Annotated in this window: 26 protein-coding genes; 9 read left to right on the top strand and 17 right to left on the bottom strand. The window is 73.3% G+C overall.

Annotated features, from left to right (window positions below; all coding sequences use genetic code 11):
• Together ACN27A_RS24575 and ACN27A_RS24570 are read right to left on the bottom strand one after the other, a co-directional pair.
• Positions 1-828: an ABC transporter permease gene (locus tag ACN27A_RS24575; RefSeq protein WP_421457000.1), complete on the bottom strand. Its 828-nt coding sequence runs from the start codon at positions 826-828 to the stop codon at positions 1-3.
• 59 nt (positions 829-887) lie between these two features.
• The gene (locus tag ACN27A_RS24570; RefSeq protein WP_421456999.1) at positions 888-2,258 is read right to left on the bottom strand and encodes an L-serine ammonia-lyase; all 1,371 of its coding nucleotides are present in this window, start codon (positions 2,256-2,258) and stop codon (positions 888-890) included.
• A 311-nt stretch (positions 2,259-2,569) separates the two neighbouring features.
• Here ACN27A_RS24570 and ACN27A_RS24565 point away from each other — a divergent pair, with 311 nt between their 5' ends.
• On the top strand, positions 2,570-2,776 hold the full coding sequence (locus tag ACN27A_RS24565; protein ID WP_421456998.1) for a PspC domain-containing protein: 207 nt from the start codon (positions 2,570-2,572) through the stop codon (positions 2,774-2,776).
• Positions 2,777-2,865: 89 nt separating this feature from the next.
• Here ACN27A_RS24565 and ACN27A_RS24560 read toward each other — a convergent pair whose 3' ends face one another.
• The 6 genes from ACN27A_RS24560 to pdxH form a co-directional block, all read right to left on the bottom strand.
• The gene (locus ACN27A_RS24560) at positions 2,866-3,633 is read right to left on the bottom strand and encodes a DUF4230 domain-containing protein (RefSeq protein ID WP_421456997.1); all 768 of its coding nucleotides are present in this window, start codon (positions 3,631-3,633) and stop codon (positions 2,866-2,868) included.
• A gap of 142 nt (positions 3,634-3,775) precedes the next feature.
• A complete protein-coding gene (locus ACN27A_RS24555; RefSeq protein ID WP_089002310.1) occupies positions 3,776-4,081 on the bottom strand; it encodes a type II toxin-antitoxin system VapB family antitoxin in 306 nt (101 codons plus the stop codon).
• Positions 4,082-4,282: 201 nt separating this feature from the next.
• A complete protein-coding gene (locus tag ACN27A_RS24550) occupies positions 4,283-4,885 on the bottom strand; it encodes a nitroreductase family protein (RefSeq protein WP_421456996.1) in 603 nt (200 codons plus the stop codon).
• A 12-nt stretch (positions 4,886-4,897) separates the two neighbouring features.
• Positions 4,898-5,827 carry an aldose 1-epimerase family protein gene (locus ACN27A_RS24545; RefSeq protein ID WP_327030326.1) on the bottom strand — a complete coding sequence of 310 codons (930 nt, stop codon included), beginning with the start codon at positions 5,825-5,827 and terminating at the stop codon, positions 4,898-4,900.
• 53 nt (positions 5,828-5,880) lie between these two features.
• Positions 5,881-7,182 (bottom strand): MFS transporter, encoded by a 1,302-nt coding sequence (locus tag ACN27A_RS24540; RefSeq protein ID WP_421456995.1) that lies wholly within the window; start codon positions 7,180-7,182, stop codon positions 5,881-5,883.
• Entirely contained in the window at positions 7,179-7,808 is a 630-nt protein-coding gene (pdxH, locus tag ACN27A_RS24535; RefSeq protein WP_421458592.1) for a pyridoxamine 5'-phosphate oxidase, read from the bottom strand. Before pdxH ends, ACN27A_RS24540 begins: the two co-directional genes overlap by 4 nt.
• 285 nt (positions 7,809-8,093) lie before the next feature.
• On the opposite strand from pdxH, the gene ACN27A_RS24530 reads away from it, so the two are divergent.
• The 4 genes from ACN27A_RS24530 to ACN27A_RS24515 all read left to right on the top strand — a co-directional run bounded on the left by ACN27A_RS24530 (position 8,094) and on the right by ACN27A_RS24515 (position 12,960).
• Positions 8,094-9,200, top strand: a complete 1,107-nt coding sequence (locus tag ACN27A_RS24530; RefSeq protein WP_089002315.1) for a citrate synthase 2 — start codon at positions 8,094-8,096, stop codon at positions 9,198-9,200.
• Positions 9,201-9,498: 298 nt separating this feature from the next.
• Complete coding sequence (serC, locus tag ACN27A_RS24525) at positions 9,499-10,626, top strand: phosphoserine transaminase (RefSeq protein ID WP_151454143.1); 1,128 nt, start codon at positions 9,499-9,501, stop codon at positions 10,624-10,626.
• Between the two features lie 187 nt (positions 10,627-10,813).
• On the top strand, positions 10,814-11,896 hold the full coding sequence (sepH, locus tag ACN27A_RS24520; RefSeq protein WP_421456994.1) for a septation protein SepH: 1,083 nt from the start codon (positions 10,814-10,816) through the stop codon (positions 11,894-11,896).
• A 77-nt stretch (positions 11,897-11,973) separates the two neighbouring features.
• A complete protein-coding gene (locus ACN27A_RS24515; RefSeq protein WP_421456993.1) occupies positions 11,974-12,960 on the top strand; it encodes an aldo/keto reductase in 987 nt (328 codons plus the stop codon).
• 10 nt (positions 12,961-12,970) lie between these two features.
• Here ACN27A_RS24515 and thpR read toward each other — a convergent pair whose 3' ends face one another.
• From thpR to ACN27A_RS24490, 5 genes are all read right to left on the bottom strand, one after another.
• Positions 12,971-13,549, bottom strand: a complete 579-nt coding sequence (gene thpR / locus ACN27A_RS24510) for an RNA 2',3'-cyclic phosphodiesterase (protein ID WP_421456992.1) — start codon at positions 13,547-13,549, stop codon at positions 12,971-12,973.
• Positions 13,550-13,562: 13 nt separating this feature from the next.
• A complete protein-coding gene (locus ACN27A_RS24505) occupies positions 13,563-14,072 on the bottom strand; it encodes a hypothetical protein (RefSeq protein ID WP_393168922.1) in 510 nt (169 codons plus the stop codon).
• Positions 14,073-14,159: 87 nt separating this feature from the next.
• Positions 14,160-15,443 (bottom strand): MFS transporter, encoded by a 1,284-nt coding sequence (locus tag ACN27A_RS24500; protein WP_421456991.1) that lies wholly within the window; start codon positions 15,441-15,443, stop codon positions 14,160-14,162.
• Between the two features lie 68 nt (positions 15,444-15,511).
• Complete coding sequence (locus ACN27A_RS24495; RefSeq protein WP_421456990.1) at positions 15,512-15,961, bottom strand: MarR family winged helix-turn-helix transcriptional regulator; 450 nt, start codon at positions 15,959-15,961, stop codon at positions 15,512-15,514.
• A gap of 119 nt (positions 15,962-16,080) precedes the next feature.
• Entirely contained in the window at positions 16,081-17,559 is a 1,479-nt protein-coding gene (locus ACN27A_RS24490; RefSeq protein ID WP_421456989.1) for an NCS2 family permease, read from the bottom strand.
• Between the two features lie 88 nt (positions 17,560-17,647).
• Between ACN27A_RS24490 and ACN27A_RS24485 the strand changes: the two genes are divergently transcribed.
• Positions 17,648-17,896 carry a DUF2530 domain-containing protein gene (locus tag ACN27A_RS24485; protein WP_089002323.1) on the top strand — a complete coding sequence of 83 codons (249 nt, stop codon included), beginning with the start codon at positions 17,648-17,650 and terminating at the stop codon, positions 17,894-17,896.
• Between the two features lie 45 nt (positions 17,897-17,941).
• Here ACN27A_RS24485 and ACN27A_RS24480 read toward each other — a convergent pair whose 3' ends face one another.
• Positions 17,942-18,781 carry a DUF3027 domain-containing protein gene (locus ACN27A_RS24480; RefSeq protein ID WP_421456988.1) on the bottom strand — a complete coding sequence of 280 codons (840 nt, stop codon included), beginning with the start codon at positions 18,779-18,781 and terminating at the stop codon, positions 17,942-17,944.
• An 87-nt stretch (positions 18,782-18,868) separates the two neighbouring features.
• Here ACN27A_RS24480 and ACN27A_RS24475 point away from each other — a divergent pair, with 87 nt between their 5' ends.
• Both ACN27A_RS24475 and ACN27A_RS24470 read left to right on the top strand, forming a co-directional pair.
• The gene (locus tag ACN27A_RS24475) at positions 18,869-20,560 is read left to right on the top strand and encodes an MFS transporter (RefSeq protein WP_421456987.1); all 1,692 of its coding nucleotides are present in this window, start codon (positions 18,869-18,871) and stop codon (positions 20,558-20,560) included.
• Positions 20,557-21,207 (top strand): futalosine hydrolase, encoded by a 651-nt coding sequence (locus ACN27A_RS24470; protein ID WP_421456986.1) that lies wholly within the window; start codon positions 20,557-20,559, stop codon positions 21,205-21,207. The genes ACN27A_RS24475 and ACN27A_RS24470 overlap by 4 nt, the downstream gene beginning before the upstream one ends.
• Positions 21,208-21,258: 51 nt before the next feature.
• Here the strand turns inward: ACN27A_RS24470 and ACN27A_RS24465 are convergent, their stop codons facing one another.
• The gene (locus ACN27A_RS24465; protein WP_421456985.1) at positions 21,259-22,128 is read right to left on the bottom strand and encodes a helix-turn-helix domain-containing protein; all 870 of its coding nucleotides are present in this window, start codon (positions 22,126-22,128) and stop codon (positions 21,259-21,261) included.
• A gap of 639 nt (positions 22,129-22,767) precedes the next feature.
• Here ACN27A_RS24465 and ACN27A_RS24460 point away from each other — a divergent pair.
• A complete protein-coding gene (locus tag ACN27A_RS24460) occupies positions 22,768-23,688 on the top strand; it encodes a 1,4-dihydroxy-6-naphthoate synthase (protein ID WP_421456984.1) in 921 nt (306 codons plus the stop codon).
• Here the strand turns inward: ACN27A_RS24460 and ACN27A_RS24455 are convergent.
• Positions 23,649-24,035 (bottom strand): cold-shock protein, encoded by a 387-nt coding sequence (locus ACN27A_RS24455; protein WP_132231948.1) that lies wholly within the window; start codon positions 24,033-24,035, stop codon positions 23,649-23,651. The genes ACN27A_RS24460 and ACN27A_RS24455 overlap by 40 nt on opposite strands.
• Positions 24,036-24,069: 34 nt before the next feature.
• The gene (locus ACN27A_RS24450; protein WP_421456983.1) at positions 24,070-24,693 is read right to left on the bottom strand and encodes an HAD family hydrolase; all 624 of its coding nucleotides are present in this window, start codon (positions 24,691-24,693) and stop codon (positions 24,070-24,072) included.
• Positions 24,694-24,703 lie beyond the last annotated feature (10 nt).

The raw sequence follows: 24,703 nt of genomic DNA, 5'->3' as shown, positions 1-24,703 counted from the left end.
CTACAGTTCCTTGAGCACTGCGGGTTCGAGCCGGCGGAACGACCACCAGCCGGCGGCCAGCACCAGCAGGCTGACGCCGACGGAGATGGCGAGCAGCCGGGCGTCCGGGAACTCGTCCGGGTACCAGACCGCGTGGTGCAGCTGGAAGATGCCGACCAGCGGGTTCAGCTCGTAGGCGACCTTCAGCCAGCCCGGCAGGTCGGCGTCGCGCACGAGGCTCAGCGGATAGATGATCGGGGTGGCGTAGAAGAGCACCCGGACGACCAGCCGCATGAAGCGCTCGACGTCGCGCATCAGCACGTTTACCGCCGAGAGCAGCAGCGCCAGCCCGACCAGCAGGACGGCCTGCACCGCCACCGCGAGCGGCAGGGCCAGCAGCGACCAACCCGGCTCGACCCGCCCGGACGCGGCGTACCCGACGGCGACGGCGAGCAGGATCGGCAGGCCGGCGGCGTACTCGGCGAAGCGGCCGGTGACCCGGCCGATCGGGAAGACCTGCCGCGGCACGTTCATCGTCGTGATCAGCCGGGCCTGGCCGGTCAGCGCGTTGGTCGCCTCGCTCAGCGCCGAGCTGGTCCACATCCAGGCGAAGATCCCGGTGAGCAGGAACAGCGGGTACGAGTCGGCCGCGTCGCCGAGGTGACGGTTGGTGTCCCGCGAGTAGAGGACCCCGAAGACGAACCAGTAGATGGCACCCAGGCCGAGGGGCTCGATCAGCGACCAGAGATAGCCGAGCACGGACTGCTGGTACTTCACGGCGAGGTCGCGCCGGACCAGGATGCGCAGCGAGGTGCGGTGCGACCACAACGCCGCGACGCCAGAGGTCACCGCCGCCTCCCGCCTCACCGGACGGACGACAGGCTAGCAGTCGATGAACGAACGCCCCCTCAGCACTCGATCACGTTGACGGCCAGTCCGCCGCGCGCCGTCTCCTTGTACTTCACCTTCATGTCCGCGCCGGTCTCGCGCATGGTCTTGATGACCTTGTCCAGCGAGACGTGGTGCACCCCGTCGCCGCGCAGCGCCAACCGGGCGGCCGTGATCGCCTTGATGCTAGCCACCGCGTTGCGCTCGATGCAGGGGATCTGCACCAGACCACCGACCGGGTCGCAGGTCAGGCCCAGGTTGTGCTCCATGCCGATCTCCGCGGCGTTCTCCACCTGCGCCGGGGTGCCGCCCAGCGCCTCGGCCAGCCCGGCCGCGGCCATCGAGCACGCCGAACCCACCTCGCCCTGACAGCCCACCTCCGCCCCGGAGATCGAGGCGTTCTCCTTGAACAACACACCGATCGCGCCCGCCGCCAGCAGGAACCGCACCACCCCCTCCTCACAGGCACCAGGGCAGAACCGGGTGTAGTAGTGCAACACCGCCGGAACGATCCCGGCAGCCCCGTTGGTCGGCGCGGTGACGACCCGACCCCCGGCGGCGTTCTCCTCGTTGACGGCGAGGGCGAACAGCGTCACCCAGTCCATCGCCCGCAGCGGATCGGCGGGGTCGGACCCCGCCTCCAGGCTGCGGCGCAGCTCGGCCGCGCGGCGGCGGACCTTCAGCCCACCGGGCAGCACCCCGTCGCGCGAACAGCCCCGCTCCACGCACTCCCGCATCACCCGCCAGATCTCCAACAGACCCGCGCGCACCTCACCCTCACCACGCCAGGACAGCTCGTTGGCGAGCATCACCTCACTGATCGACAACCCCGTCGACGCGGTCACACCGAGCAACTGCGCGCCGGTGAGGAACGGATGCCGCACCCGCGTGGCGTCCGGCCTGACCCGGTCCGCCCCGACCGCCGCCTCGTCCACCACGAAACCACCACCGACCGAGTAGTACGTCCGTGCCCGCAACTGAGCGCCCCGATCGTCGTACGCGACGAACGTCATCCCGTTCGGGTGGTACGGCAACGACCGACGCCGGTGCAACACCAGGTCCCGATCCGGGTCGAAGTCGACCTCATGCACGTCGAGCAGGCCCAACCGGCGCCCGCCACGGATCCGCGCGACCCGCGCGTCGACCGTGTCCGTGTCGACCGTCTCCGGGGCCTCACCGGCCAACCCGAGCAACACCGCCCGGTCGCTGCCGTGGCCGTGCCCCGTCGCGCCCAGCGAGCCGAAAAGCTCCGCCCGCACCCGCGCCGTGCCCGACAGCAACCCGTCGGCCTTCAGGCCCGCGACGAACGTACGGGCGGCCCGCATCGGCCCCACCGTGTGAGAGCTGGACGGCCCGATACCGACACTGAAGAGATCGAAAACGCTGATCATGGCTGCACTTCCTCGCCGTCGTACCTCGTGGGTCTCCGGCACGGTCGTGGCCGGCCCGGTCGGGGCGGCCGTCCGGCACCCGGGGGTGTGGGTGCCCGACCGGCGAGCCTACCCGCCCAGCTCAGCCCTGCCGCCAGCCGCGACCGGTCGGCACGTCCCGGCGGGTCCCGGGGGCGTCGCGGGGCCGGTTCCCGGGTAACCACCTACGGGTACGGGCACCGCCGATCCTCCTCCGGACCGAGGGCGCGGTGGCCACCCCTTCCTACCGTTGAGGGCAGAGGCGGCGAACGCCGCAGAGTGGGAGTACGACGATGAGTCGCAAACTGGTCCGCCCCCGTCAGGGGCGCATGATCGCCGGCGTCTGTGCCGGCCTGGCCCAGCGTTTCGGCAGGTCGGCCGGATTCATCCGGCTGCTGTTCCTGCTGTCGCTGCTGCTGCCCGGCACCCAGGTGATCGTCTACCTGGTGCTCTGGGTCCTGATGCCGAACGAGGACCGCTACGCCGCCGCCCGCTACTGAGCCCGCCCCGCCCCCGCCCGAGGCGGGGGTGAGCACGAGGCGCCCGTCCCGTCGACCGGGGCGGGCGCCGTCGCGTCGTGGGCCCGCCGTCAGGGGGCGGTGTAGGTGACCGTCACCTTCTCGTAGCCGAGGGAGCGCAGCAGCCCCTCCAGCATCTTGCGGGTGTTCTCCTCGGCCCGCTGGGTCAGGCCGCTGTCGCGGGCGGCGGCGGTGATCCGCTCCTCGGCGAGCTGGTAGACCTGCTGCTGGCGGTTGGGGTCGCCCTTGACCAGCTCACCGACCCGGTTGAGCAGCCCGCGCTCCTCGGCGAAGACGTAGCTCTTCTCCAGGTCGAGGTTGGTCTTGGCGAGCTGCGGCGCCGGCAGCCTGATCTCCACCGACTTGCCGTCTGCCGACTCCACCACCGCGCCCTCGGAGATCTTGGCGAAGTCGACGTACGCCTCCACGCTGCCCGCCCCGACGAAGAGGGTGCGCTGGCTGAGCAGCCAGTCGGGCACGTTGCGCCGGTCGTTCTGGAGATCGACGACCACCTGGAAGTTGCCCTCGGCCGCGACGTAGCGGCTGAGATCCTGGATCGACTTGAGCAGCGGCGGCTGGCTGCGGTCGGTCTGTTCCTTGGCGAACGGGTTGCGGAAGTCCGGCAGCAGGCCGGTGGCCTGCACACCGAGCAGCACCACCACCGCCAGCGCCGCCGCGCCGAGCACCCAGAGCAGGCCGCGCGCGGGCCCGCCCGCCGGTGGTGGTGGCGCACCCGGATCCGGCTCGGTTGTGACAGCCGACCGCTCCTTGAGCGCCTCGCCGGTCGGATAACCGGGGAACTCCCTCGTGGGCTCGTTGATGTCACCGTCGCGGGCCATGGCCCTCACCGTCCTCGTCAGACACGTCGTCTGGAGATGACGGTACGGCTCCGGTGCGACAGCCGCTCGTCGAAAGGCGCGTCGTCGCGTGGATCCGACAGAACCGCAGGTCAGTACGGGTCGGGCGGCCGACGAGTCGCGCTCACTCGATCGGACCGGAGAGGACGAGCACCCGGGCGTGGATCTGGTTGCGCTGCTGGAGCGCCGCCCGCAGGGCGCGGTGCAGCCCGTCCTCCAGGTAGAGCCCGCCGTTCCACTGCACGACGTGCGGGAAGAGGTCGCCGTAGAAGGTCGAGTCCTCGGCGAGGAGCTTGTCCAGCGCCAGCTCACGCTTGGTGGTGATCAACTGGTCCAGGCGCAGCGGCCTCGGCGGGATCTCCGCCCACTGCTTGAGCGTCAGGTTGTGCTCCGGGTAGGGACGCCCGTCCCGGACCGCTCTGAAGATCACGACGGCACGCTCCCCTCCCCCTCGGCGGGCCGACCCACGACACCGGGTCGGGTCGCGGCGCGGCACCGCGACCCGCGGCACCGATGACCGTGCCAGCGTAGCGGGCTGCACCACACCGCGTTCTGCTCCCCGATGTCAGTTTCGCCACCCGCCGTCCGGTTCGCCACCGGACGAAACACCTGACGGCACATCCGGCGCCGCTCAGCTCCAGCGCCCCCGCCGGACCACCTCGCCCACCGGGCGACGCCCCCGGCGCAGCGACGGTGACCGGTGGTCAGGCGCGCGATAACCCACCGTGACGGCGCCGACGGGCTCGTACGCCTCCGGCACCCCGAACGCCTCCCGGTAGGCGTCGAGGCGCTGCGCGGGGATGCCGAAGAAGCACGCCCCCAGCCCCTCGTCCACGGCGGTCAGCAGCATCAGCAGGGCGGCGAAGCCGGTGTCCACGTACCAGTAGGGCACCGGCCAGCGCTCGGCCGAGCGGTCCGCCCAGCCCTTGTCCGGTTCCGCGTAGCGCTCCAGGTAGGCCGACCGGTTCGCGTGCGGGACGACGATCAGCGGAGCCCGGCGCATCCCCGCCAGCCACCGCTCCCGGCCGCCGCCGCCCGGGGTGGTCGCCGCCCAGAACCGCTCCCGGTCCTCCGGCGCCTCCAGCACCAGGAAACCCCAGCCCTGGGCGAAGCCAGCCGACGGCGCGCGGACCGCGTGGTCGAGCAGCCGGTCCACCACGTCGGGCGGGACGGGCCGGTCCGGGTCGTAGTTGCGCACCATCCGGCGTCGCCGGACCACCTCGCCGAACTCCATGCGCTCCCCCGCTCAGGCCCCGGGCCGTACGCCCCAGGCACCCCGCCAGGTCGCGCCCGGCTTCAGGGTGATCACGTCCCGGCCCGAACGGAACGCGTCCGGCGGGCAGGTCATCGGCTCCACCGCCACGGAACGGCGACGCCGCTCGCCGGGCAGGGCGTCGCCGGTGAACACCTGCCACCAGCCGAACTCCCGGTCCGCCCAGATCCGTACGCCCGCCGTGCCGTCCGGGGCCGCCAGGCTGACCACCGAGCCGCCGTCGTCGTCGCGGATCACGTCGCCGAAGCAGAGGTCGAGCCGGGCGCCGCCGATCCGGCGGGGGCTGGTCCAGTCGTACTCGGTGCCGGCGACCGGGGTGCCCCCGATCGGCAGCAGCCGCCCGTCCACCTGCAACCGCGTGCGGGCCGGCAGCCGCATCGACAGGTCGTCCACCGCGACCCCGGGCACCCGCAGGTACGGGTGCACCGCGAAGCCGAACGGCGCGGGCTCGGCGCCGAGGTTCGTCGCCTCGTGCTCCGCGCGCAACCCGTCCGGGCCGACGCTCCACCGGGTACGCAGCCGCAGCGGCCACGGGTAGCCCGGCTGCGGCGGCAGGTCGTAGCCGACGGTCACCGCGTCGGACGACTGCTCCACCAGCCGCCACGGCACCCAGTTGACCAGCCCGTGGATGGCCACGCCCCGGTCCGGCTCGCTGAGGGTGAGCTGCAACGACCGCTCGCCGAAGGTGTAGCGCCCGTCGCGGATCCGGTTCGGCCAGGGGGCCAGCACCTGCCCCGCGCAGCCGGGACAGATCTCGTCGGCGGCGTACCCGTCGAGGTGGTCGGTCCCGTCGTGCCGGTATGTCCGGACCCCACCGCCCACCTCCACGATGACGGCCTCGTGGCCGGCGGCGGAAATGGTCCACTGCGCGCCCGAGGGCGGACGCTGGTCGGGGGTGTCCATGCCGGCGACCCTAACGGTTCCCGCCCCGCCGTCGCTCGCCCCGACCCGCCCCGTCACGCCTTGTCACCGCCGGACGGGTCCGCCGCCCGGTAGCGCAGCAGCACCGGGAAGGCCACCGCGAGCAGCACCGCGAGCGCCGCCGAGAGCAGCCCGCCGCCGACCCAGGCGACGCCGCCGCCGAAACCGGCCGCCACCGCACCGGCCCGCAGGTCGCCCAGGCGCGGGCCGCCGGCGATGACCACCGTGTTGACGCCCATCAGCCGCCCGCGCATCCGGTCCGGCGCGTAGACCAGCAGCATCGACTGCCGCAGCACGGCGCTGACCAGGTCGGCCGCCCCGGCCACCGCGAGCAGCAGCACCATCAGCCAGAGCTGGCCGGCGAGGCCGGCCGCCGCGACCGCCAGCCCCCAGCCGACCACCGCCAGCACCAGCACCAGCCCCTGCCGGCGCAGCCGCCCGATCCACCCGGAGGTCAGCCCGCCGAGCATCGCGCCCGCCGCGATCGCGCTGTAGAGCCAGCCGACGGCCGCGCCGCCGCCGAAGCGGGACTCGGCGATCTCGGGGAAGAGCGCCCGGGGCATGGCCAGCACCATGGCGATCAGGTCGATGACGAAGGAGAGCATCAGCACCGGGGTGGTGGCCAGGTAGCGCAGGCCGTCGACGATGCTGGCCAGCCCGGCCCGCCGTGGGGCGGCGGACGCGTCCGGGTCCGGCTCCGGCGGCATGGCCGGCAGCTTCACGGTCGCCCAGACGGCGACCAGGTAGAGCACCGCGTCGGCCGCGTACGCGATCGGCAGGCCGAGGTCGGTGCCCCACCAGGCGAAGATCAGGCCGGCGGCCAGCGGGCCGAACACCGAGGCGGCCGTGTAGGTGGTGAAGTTCAGCGTGGTCGCCGCCGGCACCAGCTCCGCCGGCACCAGCCGGGGCAGGATCGCGTTGCGGGTGGGCGAGCTGATCGCGAAGGCGATCGACTGCACCGCCACCAGGACGAGCAGCAGCAACGGGCTGCCGATCCCGAGCACCGCCTGCACCGCCAGGCCGAACGTGGCGGCCCAGAGCACCGCCGCCGTCGCCAGCAGCACCTTGCGCCGGTCGTGCGCGTCGGCCACCGCGCCGCCCCAGAGCCCGAAGACCAGCAGCGGTACGAACGCCGCGATCCCGATCAGCCCCACCCAGAGCGAGCTGCCGGTCAGCGCGTACATCTCCACCGGCACGGCGACGGCGGTGAGCTGGATGCCGAACATCGCGATGCCGTTGCCGAGCCACATCCGCCGGTACGCCGGCACGGCCAGCGGGCGCACGTCGATCGCGAACCGGCGCAGCCCGGTCGGCCGCGCGTCCTTGAGCTGGGTCACGGCGCCAGCCGCTCGACGGTCCACTCCCCGGGCCCGGTGAGCCGGAACCGCAGCCGGTCGTGCAGCCGGCTGACCCGGCCCTGCCAGAACTCCACCGACTCCGGCCGCACCCGCAGCCCACCCCAGTACGGCGGGGCGGGGATCGGCTCGACCTCGGCGAACCGCTCCGCCGCCGCCCGGTACGCCTCGTCCAGTACGGCCCGCCCGGGGATCACCCGGGACTGGGTGCTGGCCCACGCGCCGAGCTGGGAGCCGCGCGGCCGGCTGGCGAAGTACGCCTCCGTCTCCGCCCGGTCGACCCGCTCGACCCGGCCGGCCACCACCACCTGCCGGTGCAGCGGGAACCAGGGGAAGACGAGGCTCACGTGCGGGTTGACGGCCGCCTCGGCGCCCTTGCGGGACCCGTAGTTGGTGAAGAAGACGAAGCCCTCCGGGTCGTACCCCTTCAGCAGCACGGTGCGCGCGCTCGGGCGGCCCTCGGCGTCGGCGGTGCCGAGCACCATCGCGTTCGGTTCGGGCAGTCCGGCGGCGACCGCGTCGGCGAACCAGCGGGTGAACTGGCCGTGCCAGTCGGCGGCCAGGTCCGCCTCGGAAAGGCCCAGCTCCCGGGCGTACTCGTTACGCATACCCGCCGGCCGGACTGTGTCCCCCGTCACGTTCCCCCTCCTCCTCGCCGACCCGGCCCGCTGCCTGCGGCGCTGGCCAGCCCGCACCGCACAGTGTCGCCGACGCGGTCCGGGCCGCCCGGACCGGGGATGTCGTGTGCGGCACAGTCGCAGTGGGTCGCGAATCCGGTTACCCAGCAGGCAAGATGTCACGAACACATCCCTGAGGGTCGCCTAAGGCGCTCGCCCGGCTGGGCCGGGACCGGAGCCCCGGGCGGGCGCACCGAGCAGATCCAGGAGAGCGACATGGCCGATTTCAAACCCGGGCTGGAGGGCGTCGTAGCCTTCGAGACCGAGATCGCCGAACCCGACCGCGAGGGCGGCGCACTGCGCTATCGCGGCGTCGACATCGAGGATCTGATCGGCCAGGTCTCCTTCGGCAACGTGTGGGCGCTGCTGGTCGACGGGCGGTTCGGCCCGGGTCTGCCGCCGGCGGAGCCGTTCCCGGTGCCGGTGCACTCCGGTGACATCCGGGTGGACGTGCAGTCCGCGGTCGCGATGCTGGCCCCGTACTGGGGTCTCAACCAGCTGCTCGACATCTCCGACGAGCAGGCCCGCGAGGACCTCGCCCGGGTGTCGGTCACGGCGCTCTCCTTCGTCGCCCAGTCGGCGCGCGGCCTGGGCCTGCCGGCCGTGCCGCAGAAGGAGATCGACAAGGCGTCCACCATCGTCGAGCGCTTCATGAAGCGCTGGCGGGGCGAGCCGGACCCGCGGCACGTCAAGGCGGTCGACGCCTACTTCATCTCGGCCGCCGAGCACGGCCTCAACGCCTCCACCTTCACCGCCCGGATCGTCGCCTCCACCGGCGCGGACGCCGCAGCCTGCATCTCCTCCGGCATCGGCGCCCTCTCCGGCCCGCTGCACGGTGGCGCCCCGTCCCGCGTGCTCAGCATGCTGGAGGCGGTCGAGCGCAGCGGCGACGCCGAGGGCTACGTCAAGGGCGTACTCGACCGGGGCGAGCGGCTGATGGGCTTCGGCCACCGCGTCTACCGGGCCGAGGACCCGCGCGCCCGGGTGCTCCGCCGCACCGCCAAGGAGCTGGGCGCGCCGCGCTTCGAGATCGCCGAGGCGCTGGAGAAGGCCGCCCTGGCCGAGCTCCAGGCCCGCCGGCCGGACCGGGTGCTCGCCACCAACGTCGAGTTCTGGTCGGCCGTGGTGCTGGACTTCGCCGAGGTGCCGGCACACATGTTCACCTCCATGTTCACCTGCGCCCGGATGGGCGGCTGGAGCGCGCACATCCTGGAGCAGAAGAAGCTCCAGCGGCTGGTCCGCCCGTCGGCCCGCTACGTCGGCCCGGGCACCCGCAAGCCCAGCGACGTCGAGGGCTGGGACGCCATCCCGCACGGCGTCTGAGATGTAAGGAAGGGCTCCCTCCTGACGCCTGGCGCACAGGAAGGGGCCCTTCCTCGCCTCCGGGCCCGGTGCGACATCGGGCCGGCGCGCTGGCACGGATTGTGGTGGACGCCTCAACGTCGCTGGTGGGATCAGCGGCCGGCGTGGCCGGCGCGGGTGGGAGGATGAGGGCCGGCAGTGACGCCGGACCGGGCCCGGGTCCCGGCCACGTCGTGCGCCTGAGCGCGCGTCCGCCGTCGATCCGCGCCCGCCTGAACACCGGGCCCGCCCTCGCCCATGCGGAAGGATCTCGACAACCGTGGCTGACGCACCGACCATCCGGATTCCCGACGACCTCAAGCCCGCCGACGGGAGGTTCGGCTGCGGGCCGTCCAAGGTCCGTCCGGCGGCGGTCTCCGCCCTCGCCGAGGTGGCGACGAGCTACCTGGGCACCTCGCACCGGCAGAAGACCGTCCGCGACGAGGTGGCCCGGCTGCGCCGCGGCATCGCCGACTTCTTCTCCCTCCCCGAGGGCTACGAGGTGGTGCTGGGCAACGGCGGCACCACGGCCTTCTGGGAGGTCGCGACGTTCGGCCTGGTCCGCGACCGGGCGCAGTTCGCCAGCTTCGGCGAGTTCGGCGCGAAGTTCGCCAAGTCCGTCAAGGACGCCCCGTTCCTCGGCGAGCCCACCGTCCGCAAGTCGGAGGCCGGCACCGCGCCCACCCTGACCGCCGAGGCCGGGGTGGACGTCTACGCCACCCCGCACAACGAGACCTCGACGGGTGTCGCGGTGCCGATCAGCCGGGTGGCCGGCGCCGACCCCGGCTCGCTGCTGCTGGTCGACGCCACCTCGGGCGCCGGCGGCCTGGACGTCAACGTCGGCGAGACCGACGTCTACTACTTCGCCCCGCAGAAGTGCTTCGGCTCCGACGGCGGCCTGTGGCTGGCCCTGATGTCGCCGGCCGCTCTGGAGCGGGCCGGCGAGATCAAGGCGTCCGGCCGCTACATTCCGGCCTTCCTCGACCTGGTCACCGCGATCGACAACTCGCGGCTGGAGCAGACCTACAACACCCCGGCGCTGGCCACCATCTTCCTGGCCGCCGAGCAGACCGACTGGATGAACTCCCAGGGCGGGCTGGCCTGGGCGGCCAAGCGCACGGCCGAGAGCGCCGCGATCGTGTACGGCTGGGCGGAGCGCTCCGAGGTGGCGACGCCGTTCGTCACCGACCCGGCGCTGCGCTCCAACGTGGTCGCCACCATCGACTTCGCCGAGTCCGTCGACGCCACCGCGATCGCCAAGGCGCTGCGCGCGAACGGCATCGTGGACACGGAGCCCTACCGCAAGCTGGGCCGCAACCAGCTCCGCGTCGCGCTCTTCCCGGCCGTCGAGCCGGCCGACGTCGAGGCGCTGACCGCGTCGATCGACTACGTGGTCGAGCGACTCTGATCGCCGTCACGGTCGGTGGCCGCCGGACGCGTCGGCGGCCACCGACCGTGATCATCGTCGCAGCTCAGTCGCGACATGCGGGTGTCGCATCCCCCACCTGCGGACAGATGCGCGTACGGTGGTGCGAGGACGCCCGGGTGGCCGGCTCGTGGCGTGACGGCCAGCGAAGCGGGACGGAGGCTACGCCATGCGCCCAGTACGCTTCGTCGCCCTCTCCGAGGACGGCCAGGCCCTGGTGCTCGCCGACGAGGTCGGGCGACTGCTCGCCCTGCCCATCGACGAGCGGATCGCCGGCGCGTTGCACGCCGAGCCCGGCGCCCCGCCGCTCGCGGTGGCCCCGTCGGCGTCCGCCGACCCGGTGCCCTCACTCTCCCCACGGGACATCCAGGCCAAGATCCGCTCCGGCGAGTCCGCCGAGGACGTCGCCCGGATCGCCGGCGTGCCGGTCGACCGCGTGCTGCGCTACGCCGGTCCGGTGCTCCAGGAGCGGGCCATGCTCGCCCAGCACGCCCGCCGCACCCGGCTGAAGGGCGCGGAGAAGCCCACCCCGCTCGCCGAGGTGGTCAACGGCCGGCTGGCCCAGCACGGGATCGACACCGAGAAGATCTCGTGGGACGCGTGGCGCCGCGACGACGGCACCTGGCGGATCGTGGCGACCTGGCCCTCGGGCAAGGCGACCGCGCAGGCCATCTGGGATCTCGACAAGACCCGGCAGTCGGTCACCCCGCACGACGACATGGCGCAATACCTCTGCGCCGAGCGGCCCACCCCGATCCTCGGCCAGGAGCCGGCACCGGAGCGGGGTGGTCACGCGCTGCCCGGCCCGTCGCGCGGCGAGCCGAGCCGGGGCGGGCACGGCCTGCCGGCGGCGGCGGAGCACAGCCGTCCCGGCCGCGACCCGATCCGGGCCGGGCGGGACGCCCTGCTCGCCTCGCTCGACCGTCCGCTCGGCTCGACCTCGGGTCGTGGGCTCGAGCCGCGTACCCCGGCCGCGCTGGCCGGGCAGGACGCGCCACGCCAGCGGCCGGTCGGCGGCGGGGCGGCGGCGCTGCTCGGCGGCGGGCAGGGTTCCGCCTTCGACGACGACTCGGACGCGCCCAAGGAAGTGCCGGCCGTGCCGTCGCTGGCGGTGCTCCGGCCCCGTCGCACGGGCGCCCCGGCGGCAGCGGCGGGCGAGTCGACCGACGCCGGCGGCAAGCCGCGCAAGCGCCTGCCGAGCTGGGACGACGTGCTCTTCGGCAGCGGCCCGGCGGCCCGCGAGTCCTCGTGACCGCCTGACTCCGGCGACCACCCGGTCGCCGGAGTCGACGCGAGGCGCTCCGACTGCCGCCGTGGCAGGGTGGCCCCATGGAGTACACGAACCTCGGCCGTACGGGCCTGTCGGTCAGCCGCCTCTGCCTCGGCACGATGAACTTCGGGCCGCAGACCACCGAGCCGGACAGCTTCGCGATCATGGACCGGGCCCTCGACCACGGCATCAACTTCTTCGACACCGCCGACGTCTACGGCTGGCAGACCGGCGAGGGGATCACCGAGCAGATCATCGGGCGCTGGTTCGCCCAGGGTGGCGGCCGGCGGGAGAAGGTCGTGCTGGCCACCAAGGTCTACGGCAAGATGGGCGAGTGGCCCAACCAGCAGGGCCTCTCCGCCCGGCACATCGTCCGGGCCTGCGAGGACTCGCTGCGCCGCCTCCAGACCGACACCATCGACCTCTACCAGATGCACCACGTCTCGCGGAGCACGCCGTGGGAGGAGATCTGGCAGGCCATGGAGACCCTGGTCGCCCAGGGCAAGGTCCTCTACGTCGGATCGTCCAACTTCGCCGGCTGGCACATCTCCGTGGCACAGGAGGCGGCGGGGAAGCGCCACTTCCTCGGCCTGGTCTCGGAGCAGTGCATCTACAACCTCATGACCCGGTACGTCGAGCTGGAGGTGGTGCCCGCCGCGCAGCACCACGGGCTGGGCGTCATCCCGTGGTCGCCGCTGCACGGCGGGCTGCTCGCCGGAGTGCTGCGGAAGATGGCCGAGGGCGGGGCCGCGCGGGGCGCCAGCGGCCGCTCCGCCGACGCGCTCGCCGAGCACCGGCCGACCATCGAGGCGTACGAGAAACTCTGCGGCGACCTCGGTCACGACCCGGCGGACGTGGCCCTGGGCTGGCTGCTGTCCCGGCCCGGGGTGACCGCCCCGATCATCGGGCCGCGCACCACCGACCAGCTCGACCGTTCCCTGGGCGCCCTGACCGTCGACCTCGACGAGGACGCCCTCACCCGCCTGGACGAGCTCTTCCCGCCCGTCGGCAACGGCGGCCCCGGCCCCGAGGCCTGGGCCTGGTGACCGGGGGGCGTCAGAGGGGCCAGGCGGCCAGGCGGTCGTAGCTGGGGCGGGGGCCGGGGTGGCTGCGCACGAGGACCATCCCGCCGGCCGGCCACTCCGGGCCCTCGTAGTCGTCGAGGGTGGCGACGTCGGCGGCCACGTCGGCCGGGGGCACCCGGTCGCCGGGGCGCGCGACGGTCAGGTGCGGGCGGAACGGCTTCTCGTCGTGCGGCAGGCGGGCGTGCCGCAACCGGGAGCGGATCAGCCGGGCCAGCACCAGCACCGGCTCCACCTCGCCCCGCAGGTCGACCCAGAGCACGGTGAACCGGCCCCGCCCGAACCGTCCGCCGCCGGCCAGCCGGAGCCGGGGCGCGGCCTGGCGGCCGTCGCGGGACCACTCGGCGGCGAGCCCGAGCGCGCTCTCCACGGCGACCAGCCGGTCCGCCTCGACGTCGCCGAGGAAGGCGAGGGTGACGTGCGCGTTGGCCGGGTCGGCGAGCCGGACGTTGGTCCCGGCGGCGGCCGCCGCGCCGATCCGCAGGCGGGCGACCTGCGCGCCGAGGTGCGCGACCGCCTCGGGCGGTGGGTAGAGCGCGACGAAGAGCCTCACGCGGGCCCCGCCCTCAGCGGTGACGCTGCCAGTGACCGGCCCGGGCGGCGGGCAGGGTCAGCCCGGCGGCGTGCAGCAGGCCCTCCACCCGGACGCGTTCCAGCTCCAGGTCGACGCCCTCCAGCTCGGTCAGGTGCTCGGCCAGCCCGAGGGCCCGGCAGGCCAGCCGGAGCCGGTCGTCGTACGCCTGGAGGACCATGCCGTGCCAGACGGGCTGGCGGCCGTCGGAACCCACCCCCTGGCTGCGCAGGCGGCGCAGGTCGGCGGCGAGTTCCTCCAGCGGGCGCCGGTCGGGCCGGTCGAAGGCGGTGAGGTCGATGTCGCGGGTCAGCGCGTCGGCCTCGACCGCCCGGTCCAGCCGGGCAATGGTGCGCCGCTCCCGCCGGCGCTCACGCCACTCGGCGTACCCGCAGGCGACCCGGTCGATGATCTCGTCCGCGCAGAAGACCAGGGCGATCAGCGCCGGCAGGCTGGCCATGGCGACGATGGCCAGGATCAGCAGCAGCGCGCGCCCGAGCTCCACGTATCGACGCTAAGCCTCTTTCCCCCTTACCGCTACCGCTTTCGTGTCATCCGGCCCAGGAAGCGGTCGGCCCGCCCGGGGACGGGCTCAGCAGTCGGCGGAGGTGACGTAGAAGCGCGGCATCGGCAGGATGCGGAAGCGCAGCCGGGCGCCGGAACGGCGCAGCTGCCAGGTGAGCGCGATCAGGATGGTGGCCAACGAGATCAGCCCACCGATCCAGATGCTGGCACCGGCGCCGTAGGTCTCGGCGACCCAGCCGATGAGCGGCGCACCGACCGGGTTGGTGCCGAGGAAGACCAGCACCCACAGGGCCATCACCCGGCCGCGGAAGGCGGCGTCCGTGCCGAGCTGGACCCGCTGGTTGGCTGCCTGGGCGAAGTACACCATGAAGAAACCGGTCGGCAGCAGCAGCGTCACCACCATCCAGTACGCCGGGGCGAGCCCTACCAGCGTGCCGAAGCTGGCACAGCCGACCCCCGCGCCGAGCACCAGCCAGACCGACGGGCGGCTGCGCCGCCCGGTGCCGGCGAGCGCCCCGACCAGCGCGCCGACGGCCAGGGCGGTGCTGAACAGCCCGAACGAGGCGGCGCCGGTCTGGAACACGGTCTTGGCCAGCGCGGCGAGGGTGAGCTGGAAGTTGAACAGCGACATGCCGATCACCGACATCACCGCCATGGGCAGCAGCAGGTCGGGCCGCCGCCAGACGTAGCGCAGGCCGTCGACGACCTTGGCCGACGCCCGCTCGTCGCGCGGCGGCAGCGCCTCCCGGTGCAGCTCGGCGGGGCGCATCCGGATCACGGTGACCAGCGGGGCGATCGAGCTGAGCGCGGTGAACAGGAAGACCGGCCCGACGTCGAAGGCGGCGATGGCCAGGCCGGCGACGGCCGGCCCGACGATCCGGGCGGAGTTGAACACGGCCGCGTTGAGCGAGAGCGCGTTCGGCAGCAGCGACGTACCGACCAGCTCCGAGACGAACGCCTGCCGGACGGGAGTCTCCACGGCGTTGGCGATGCCGAGCAGGGCCGCGAACGCGAAGACGTGCCAGAGCTGCACGAGGCCGGTGATCACCAGCAGGGCCATGGCGAGGGCCAGTACGGTCCAGAACGCGTTCGCGACGAAGAGCAGCATCCGCTTGTCGTAGCGGTCGGCGAGCCGCCCGGAGAGCAGGGTGAGCAGCAGCACCGGGGTGAACTGGAGCGCGGTCACCACGCCGAGCGCGGTGGCGGAGTTGTCGGAGAGCTCGAGGACCAGCCAGTCCTGGGCGATGAACATCATCCAGACGCCGATCAGCTTGATCAGTTGCCCGGATGCGAAGAGCCGGTAGTTGCGGACCTGTAGGGACTGGAACATCGTGCTCAGCTTCGCCTGCACTCTTGGTGCGCCTCCTCGCGGTCGTACGCGTCATCGACGGCGGACGGCGCGGTGGCACGAGGCGCGGGTCAGGCGCGGGCGAGCTGCTGAAGGATCTCGGCAGCCTGCCGCAGGGTGTCCCGCTCGGCTTCGGTCAGGTCGGCCAGCCGGCGGGCCAGCCACTCGTCACGGACCCGCTCGAACTGGTCGAGCACGGCCCGTCCCCCCTCGGTCGCCGCCAGGATGACCTGCCGGCCGTCGGTCGGATGGGGGGTGCGCTGCACGAGGCCGCGCTCCTCCAACTTCGCGACGATCCTGGTCATCGTGGGCGGCTGCACCCGTTCCACGTCGGCCAGTTCCCGAGGCGTCAGCGCACCCGCCAGCCGGAGGCTGGTGAGCGCGGAGAGCTGGGTGACCGTGAGGTCGCCGACCGGCCGGGCCTGGCGGACCCGTCGGTTCAGCCGGGTGATCGCATCACGCAGCTGCGGTGCCAGCTGCGCCGGTGGCACGCGTTTCGCCGTCACCGTCCGCTCCGTCACGATAGTTAGCCTAACTAATTAGCTTGGCGAATGACCACTGATATGACCACGCTCACGAGAAGTTTGTCCTGCTCCGGGCCGGGTACCCGGTTCGGCCACCGGCCCGGAGCAGGCCGTGTTCACAGCACCACGGACTCGATCGGTCCACGCAGGAAGTAGAGCACGAAGAGGGCCGCCACCCCGTACAGCAGCGGGTGGATCTCCCGGGCCTTGCCCCTGGCGAGCTTCACCACCACGTACGTGATCAGGCCGGCGCCGATGCCGTTGGAGATCGAGTACGTGAAGGGCATCAGCACGATCGTCAGGAACGCCGGGATCGCGATCTCGTAGTCGGACCAGTCGATCGTCCGCACCGCGGTCATCATCAGGAAGCCGACCACCACCAGCGCCGTCGACGCCGCCTCGAACGGCACCACCACGACCAGCGGCGCCAGGAACATCGCCAGCAGGAACAACCCGCCGGTGACCAGGTTGGCCACGCCCGTACGGGCGCCCTCCGCCACACCGGCGGCACTCTCGATGTACGACGTGTTGCTCGACGTGCTCGCCGCACCGCCGGCAGCCGCCGCGATCGAGTCGACCAGCAGGATCTCCTTGGCCCGCGGCGGGGTGCCCCGCTCGTCGAGCATGCTCCCCTCCTGGCCGACCGCGACCATCGTGCCCATGGTGTCGAAGAAGTCCGTGATCAGCAGGGTGAACACGAACATCAGGACGACGACCCAGCCGGCCCGGCCCCACGAGTCGAACAGGTTGAAGTTGCCGAGCAGCGACAGGTCCGGCACGTCCACCCACGTCTTCGGCAACTCGGGGACGTTCAGCGCCCAGCCCTTCGGGTTGGGCTTGCCGTCGACGAAGGACGGCCCGATGTTCGCCACCGCCTCGACGATGATCGCCACCACGGTGGAGCCGAGGATGCCGATGAGGATCGCGCCCTTGACCCGCCGCACCATCAGCACGATCGTCAGCAGCAGACCCACCACGAAGACGAGCAGCGGCCAACTGGCCAGGCTGCCGCCGATGCCCAGGCTGACCGGGACGGTGGTGTTCTGCACGTCCGGCACCCGGCGCACGAAGCCGGCGTCGACCAGGCCGATGATGGTCAGGAAGAGGCCGATGCCGACGCCGATCGCCGTCTTCATCTGCGTCGGCACCGAGCGGAACACCGCCGTACGCAGGCCGGTCAGCACCAGCACCGCGATGATCACACCCTCGATCACCACGAGGCCCATCGCGTCCGCCCAGGTCATCTCCGGGGCGATCTCGTACGCGACAAGCGCGTTGACGCCGAGGCCGGCGGCGAGCGCCAGCGGGAACCGGCCGACCACGCCCATCAGGATGGTCATCAGGCCGGCGACCAGGGCGGTTGCCGCAGCGAGCGCGGCGATGGAGAGCTTCTTGCCGTCGCCGTCGACGGCACCACCGATGATGAGCGGGTTGAGCACCACGATGTACGCCATCGTGAAGAAGGTCGCCAGGCCACCGCGTACCTCGCGGCTCATCGTCGAGCCACGGGCGGAGATCTCGAAGTACCGGTCGAAACCGTTCCGGGGGTGCGCTGGGTCGGGTGGTGTGCCGTTCTCGGGCGGCGCTACTGCCATCAGGTCCTCGCAGGTGGATCTTCCGTTGTCGCGCGCATCGTCGCAGATCACCGGCCAGCAGGAAAAGTTGATCGCGTACGCTTGCCGCGTGCCGAAGGAGCAGCCCCCGCGGCCCGAGCCGCTCGACCCGCCGATGGTGCCGTTCGCCCTCGCCGGGATGGCGGCCTGGGCGCTCGCCGGGCTGGTGCTGCTGGTCTTCTTCCGCGACTGGTTGACCGCGCACGATCACCAGGACTGGCTGTGGACCTGCCTGGCCGGTTTCCTGTGGGGTTTCCCCGGTCTCGCCGTGATGATGCGGCACGACGCCAACCGACGTCGCCGCCGCGCCGGCCGCTGACCTGCGACGACACCGGCCCGCCGGACCGGCGCCGCGCCAATGGCGTCAGGGGTGGCCGTACGGCTCCGCCGGCTCCGCGGCCTCGACGGAGCCCGGCGCCCGGCTGACCGCCACGGGCTCGACCGCGCTGTCGTCGTAGACCGTCGGCATCTCGTCGACCGGGGTCTCGGCGGCCTCGATCAGGGTCTCCGAGTGCGCCCCGCAGCCGTGGTCGGCGCTGACCACCCGACCGTCGTCGGGGGCGTAGAAGTTGCCGCAGGCCCCGAAGGACTGCCGCAGGGCGCCGGCGAGCGGCAGGTAGAAGCCGCAGGTGCCGCAGCGGGCGGCGGCGGGGGCGGCGGCCGAGATCGCGGCGGACGGGCCGTGGTCGCCGTCGTACCAGCGCTGGGCGGCCTCGCTGCGCCCCTCCCGGGAGAGCACCCGGGCCCGGCCGAGACCCAGCTCCCACGCGGTCTCCTCGACCGCCGGGTCGTCGGAGAGCAGGTAGCCGGGCTGGAGCCGGTCGTCGTCCGCCGGGGTGGGCAGCAGGTCGCCGGGGCCGAGGTCGCCCGGCTTGAGCCGCTCCTGCCACGGCAGCCAGCCGGGCGCGAGCATCGCGTCCGTGCCGGGGATCAGCACCGTCTCGCAGACGGTGACGTGCCGGCTGCGCGGCACGCGGGTGACGGTGACCGCCCACCGCCAGCCCCGGTAGCCGGCGAGCCGGCACTCGAAGTAGTGGGTGACGAGTCGGTCGCCCTCCGCGACGGCCTGCAGGTGGTCGCCGATGTCCGAGGGGTCGACCTCGGTGATGGCGTCACGTGCCACCTCGACGGCGGCGGCGCAGACCTGGTCGAGACGAGCGGCACGGGCGGAGGCGGGCCTGGTCACCCAACCATTGTTCCCCATGCGTACGGCCGACCGACAGGCACCCGCCGACGACGTTCTGGGACAGTGGTGCGGCACGGACGGACCGGATGGGTGAGGATGGGGGGCATGCCGCTGTTCTCCCGCTCCGGGCGGTCCGTACTCGGGCGGACCGTCGGCACCGGCATCAAGGCCGTCCGCCTGCTGTTCCGTGGCTCGGTCAGCAGTGGCCGCTGGATGACCCGGCGGGCGGGCCGGGCCCGCACCCGGGGCGCCGGGGGCGAGGTCGGCATGGTCCGCCTCTTCGACCTGCACGCGGTCTCCTGCGCCGGGGACACGCTGATCGCCATCGGCCTCGCCGGGACGATCTTCTTCAACGTCCCGCTCGGCGAGGCGCGCAGCAAGGTCGCCCTCTACCTGCTGGTGACCATGGTGCCGTTCGCCATGCTCGCCCCGGTGGTGGGCCCGCTGCTCGACCACTTCCGCCACGGCCGCCGCTACGCGCTGGCCGCCACCATGCTCGGCCGCGCCTTCCTGGCCTGGCTGATCTCCGACTACATCCACGGCTTCGGCCTCTACCCGGCGGCATTCGGCGTGCTGGCGCTCTCCCGCGCGTACGGGGTGGCCCGCTCGGCGGCCGTCCCACGGCTGCTGCCGGAGGGGCTGGGGCTCTCCCAGGTGGGCGCCCGGGCCAGCGTCTACGGCACGGTGGCCGGCGCCCTGGTCGCTCCGATCGGGCTGGCCGCCTTCTGGTTCGGGCCGCAGTGGCCGCTCCGGGTCGCCTCGATCATCTTCCTGGTCGGCATGGTGATCTCCCTGCGCCTGCCGCCGAAGGCCGACTCCGAGCCACCGGAGCGGGTGCCCCGGCCGCTGCGTGCGCTCTGGCGGCGCACCGGCGACCGCCCGCTGGGCCGGGGACGGCCGGCCGGCCGGCTCGTGATCGCCACCCTGATCGGTGCCGCGTCGCTGCGCGGGCTGTACGGGTTCCTGCTGCTCTTCCTGGCCTTCGCGATCAAGGCCGGCGACCTGACCACCGTCGTCTTCGGCCGGGACCTGGGCGACGAGGGTGCGCTGGGCCTCGTCGGCGCCGCGCTGGCCGTGGGCACCTTCCTCGCCACCGCGATCGGCACCCGGCTGCGCATCCACCGACCCGTCGCGATCCAGTCCAGCGGCATGATCATCGTGGGTGGGGTGGCGATCCTCGCCGCGTTGAAGTTCTCGCTGCCGATGGTCGCCCTGCTCTGCCTGGTGGCCGCGCTGATGAGCGGCATCGCCAAGCTCACGGTGGACGCCTCGATCCAGGAGCGCATCCCGGAGCGGCTGCGGGCCAGCTCGTTCGCCCACTCCGAGACCGTGCTGATGCTCGCGTTCGTCGCCGGGGGCGGGCTGGGGCTCGTACCCTTCGACGGCCGGATCGGGATCGCGGTCGCCGCCGGGGCCGGCACGCTGGCCGCCGTCCGAGGCGTGGTGGTGGCGAGCCGCCTGCGCGCCGAGCGGCTGGCCGGTCGCCCGCTCGCCGACGACGAACTGGCCGACGAGACCGGCGGGGACGACGACCGCACGAGCGGAAAGGACGACACGGGCGGGAACGGCACGGGCGGGAACGGCACGGGCGGCGGCGCCGGCGCACACACCGAGGCGGAGGCCACGGCCGAGACCGGGGTGGCGCCCGTCTCGCCCGCCCCGGCGCAGGGCTCGCCGCTGGACGACCCGGCACTGGCCCCGCCCGGGTACCACATCTACCGGCCGTCGTCGGCCGTCGGCGGGCCGGGCGGGGCGGACGACGAGACCCGGCGGGAGCCGCAGGGGCCCCTGCCGTGACGGGCCTGCTGGTGGTCACGGCGGTGCCCGCCGAGGCCGAGGCGGTCCGCGCGGGCCTGACGGACGCGTCGACGACGGTGCTGCCCGTGGGCGTCGGCCCCGCCGTCGCCGCCGCCACCACCGCCCGGCTGCTGGTGCTCGCCGAGGCGGCCGGGCGCCCGTACCGCGGTGTGGTCAGCGCGGGCGTGGCGGGCGGCTTCGCCGGCCGGGCGGACGTCGGCGCGACGGTGCTGGGCGCCGTGTCCGTCGCCGCAGACCTGGGCGCCGAGTCGCCGACGGGCTTCCTCCCGGTGGACGATCTGGGCATGCCCCCGGAGTGGCTCGGTGGCGGCATCGCGCTCGCCGCCGACCCCGGCCTGCTGGCCGCCCTGCGGGCCGCGCTACCGACGGCGACGGTGGGCGCGGTGCTGACCGTCAGCACGGTGACCGGCAGCGCCGCCAGCACCGACGCCCTGCGCCGGCGTCACCCCGACGCGGTCGCCGAGGCCATGGAGGGGTACGGCGTGGCCGTCGCCGCCGCGCAGGCCGGCGTCCCCTTCGCCGAGCTGCGTACCGTCTCCAACCCGATCGGCCCCCGCGACCGCGACGCCTGGCGCATGCGCGAGGCGCTCGCCGCCCTCACCACCGCCGCCGCGGCCCTGACCTGAACCCGCCCGCCTGCCACCGCCCGTCCCTGCTCCTGCCCGCCGGCCCGGCGATCATCTTCTGTGCGTCGGTCGCCGGTCGAACCGCAGAGCCGTCGGCCGGCTCGCCTCCACCTGGTATCCGCAGGCCACCAGGAAATCGGCGCCGCCGACGCCGGCGATCCCGTCGATGGCGCGCACGGTCCGGATGCCGGCCCGGTCCAACTCATCGTCGAGGAGCCCGAGCAATCGGCGGCCGATACCCAGGAAGCGCAGCTGAGGGGCTACGAGGACACCGTCCAGCACCAGCTCCCGCTGGTCGCCCAGGTCCTCACCGAGCAACAGGTCCTCGCTGCGTTCGTGCGCCCGGAGTTCGCCGACCAGCTCACCGCCCGGCAATTCGGCCACAAGCCGCCAGCACCCGTCCGGCACCCCCTCCGTCAGCCGACGAAAACTCACGGCGGCACGGGCCCGCTCCCGCACCCGCCGCTCGTCGCGCCGCCCGCGATGGAGGTGGTACGTCCTCTCCGGCACCCGCACCGGCCACTGCGCCGGTGAGACGTACCAGTGCCCCCACCACGCGGCCGGCCAGTCCTTCAACGTCCGGACCTCCCGGATGTCCAGGTGCGCGGGATAGCGACGGCCTCCCTCGTCGCGTCGTTCCTCGTGCGGTACGGGCGGCAGCGCAACGCCGGTCCCCGGCTCGCCATCGGTGGTGCCCTGGTCAGCGGTCCGGACGCGGATCGCCAGCTCTCCGCCAGCGGCCCGGACCAGTCGCTCCACCGTCCGCAACTTCGGGTCGGCTCCCGGGTCGGCCTCGATCCGCGCCACCGTGCTCTTGGGTAGGCCCGACCGGCGCGCCAACTCCCGCTGACTCAGGTCTGCCCCGCGTCGGAGAGCGCGCAGCGTCCTCCCCACGTCGATCGATCCGTCCCGCTCCGTCATGTGTCGATCGTGGCGACGGCACGAGTGAAGTTCAACACGTCCGGCCATCCTGTGGATAAAACTGTGGACAACTGGTGCGGGCCAGGGACAACGGATGCAGGCCAGGTGGCGGCGGTGAGTCGTTCTCGGCACCCCGTACCGACGGCTCACCGCCGCTGTGCTTCTCGGCACGCTGTCGAGCTGCCCCGTCTGTGAGACCAGGATGGGCAGACCGGCGAGACGCGCGTGACGTCGGTCTACCTGAGACCCGAGCCGGAGAAGCGGGTCCTGAGCGAAGAAGCGGGGTCGGGCCGGAGAACCAGGGTCGCCCGGAGCCGGAGAAGCCGGCGACGTGGAACAACCCCGCAAGCCACCGGGGGGCGAGCAGGCCGGTGTGGCCCTCGATCGGCTTGCCCCGTCTGTGAGGGCAGCTCGACAGTGCCGAACAGAGCTCCCCGCCGGTCCTCGGCGAGCTGCCGAGGGCACCACGTGGAGGGGCTGGAGGGGCTGGAGGCGGCTCAAGGGGGCGGCGCGGCCAGGCAGGAAGGCGCGACCCAGGCGGCAGCACCACCACGCAAGTCAGCACCACCTCGCGGAACAGGTCACAGTCGTGAGGACCGGGCGAGGCCGGGCCCACGACGACGGGGATACGGTGAGGGTGTGGCGCTCTCGCTGGCTGTCTCGCCCTGCCCCAACGACACGTTCGTCTTCCATGCCCTGGTGCACGGTCTCGTGCCCGGCGCACCGCCGGTCGACGTCACGTACGCCGACGTGGACGTCACCAACACGGCCGCCGAGCGGGGTGCGTTCGACCTGGTCAAGGTGAGCTACGCGGCGCTGCCGTGGCTGCTGGACGACTACCACCTGCTGCCCTGCGGGGGCGCACTGGGCCGTGGCTGCGGCCCGCTCGTGCTGACCCGCGGCGATTACCCCGACCGGCCCGACGACCTCAGCCAGCCCGACCGGCTCAGCCAGCCCGAGCGGCTCAGCCAGCCCGACCGGCTCGGTGGTTCCGGGCGCGCCGACCTGAGCGGCGCCACGGTGGCGGTGCCGGGCGACCGGACGACGGCGTACCTGCTCTTCCGACTCTGGGCGGCCGACCGGCCCCCGGCGCGGATCGAGGTCGTGCCGTTCCACGAGATCATGCCGGGCGTCGCGGCCGGCCGGTACGACGCCGGCCTGGTCATCCACGAGGCCCGGTTCACCTACCCACGGCACGGCCTGACCGCCCTGGTCGACCTCGGCGAGTGGTGGGAGGCCGACACCGGCCTGCCCATCCCCCTCGGGGCCATCCTGGCCCGGCGCGGCGCGGTCGACCCGGAGGCCGCCGCCGGGTGGATCCGCGAGTCGGTACGCCAGGCCTGGGCCGATCCGGCCGCCAGCCGGGAGTACGTGCTGGCCCACGCCCAGGAGATGGAGCCCGACGTGGTGGACCGGCACATCGGGCTCTACGTCAACGAGTTCACCGCCGACCTGGGGGACGCGGGGTTCGCCGCCGTCGAGGCGTTGCTCGGCCGGGCCGCCGACGCCGGGCTGGTGCCTCAGACCTCCAGCTCGTTGGCGACCGCGTGGACCAGCTGAGCGATCTTCTGCGCCGTCTTGCGGTCCGGGAAGCGACCCCGGCGCAGGTCCGGCTGGACCTTCGCCTCCAGCACCTTGATCATGTCCTCGACGAGGCCGTGCAGCTCCTCCGCCGGCCGGCGACGCAACTCCGCCATCGACGGCGGGGCGTCCAGCAGCTTTACCCCCATCGCCTGCGCGCCCCGGCGGCTGTCCACCACGCTGAAGTCGATCCGCTGACCGCCCTTGAGGTCGGTGACACCCGTCGGTAGCGCGCCCTTGGGCAGGAACACGTCGCCACCCTCGTCACTGGTGACAAACCCGTATCCCTTGGCCGCGTCAAACCACTTCACTCGACCCGTCGGCACCTGAGAACCCCTGCTTCGCTTGAGCTTGAGACGTCTACCGCTCCAAGGCTAGCCGGATCATGCCGTCCAGCGCCGCCGGGAATCCGGTGAGATCATCCAGCACCACCTCCGCCCCGGCCGCGCGCAGCTCGTCGGCGGTGCACGGGCCCGTGGCGACCCCGATGCCGGGTACGCCCGCCGCCCCCGCGGCCACCATGTCGGCCACGTGGTCGCCGACGTAGTGGGTCGCGCCATGCTGCCGCAGGGCGGTCGCCTTCCCCTCCGCGAACAGGTCGCCGGCCACCTCGTCGACCACCAGGCCCAGGTGGTCGAGGTGCAGCCGGGCCAGGCGGCCCTGCTTGGCGGTGACCACCAGCACCCGCCCGCCGCGTTCGCGTACCGCGTCGATCGCGGCGACCGCTCCGGGCAGCGGGACGGTGGGTGTGATCGCGTACGCCGGGTACAGCTCGCGGTACGTCCGGACGGCCTCGTCGACCTGCTCCGGCGGGAACCAGCGGGCGATCTCCGTACGCAGCGGCGGGCCGAGCCGCGACACGACGGCCGCCGCGTCCACGTGCACCCCCGTGCGGGCCGTCAACGCCCGGAACGTGTCGGCGATGCCGGGACGCGAGTCCACGAGGGTCATGTCGAGGTCGAAGCCGACCGTCAGCGCTGCCATGCGGGAGAAC

The organism is Micromonospora sp. WMMD737, assembly GCF_049179055.1.
GTDB lineage: Bacteria > Actinomycetota > Actinomycetes > Mycobacteriales > Micromonosporaceae > Micromonospora > Micromonospora reichwaldensis.
This window is presented reverse-complemented; position numbering and strand designations above follow the sequence as displayed.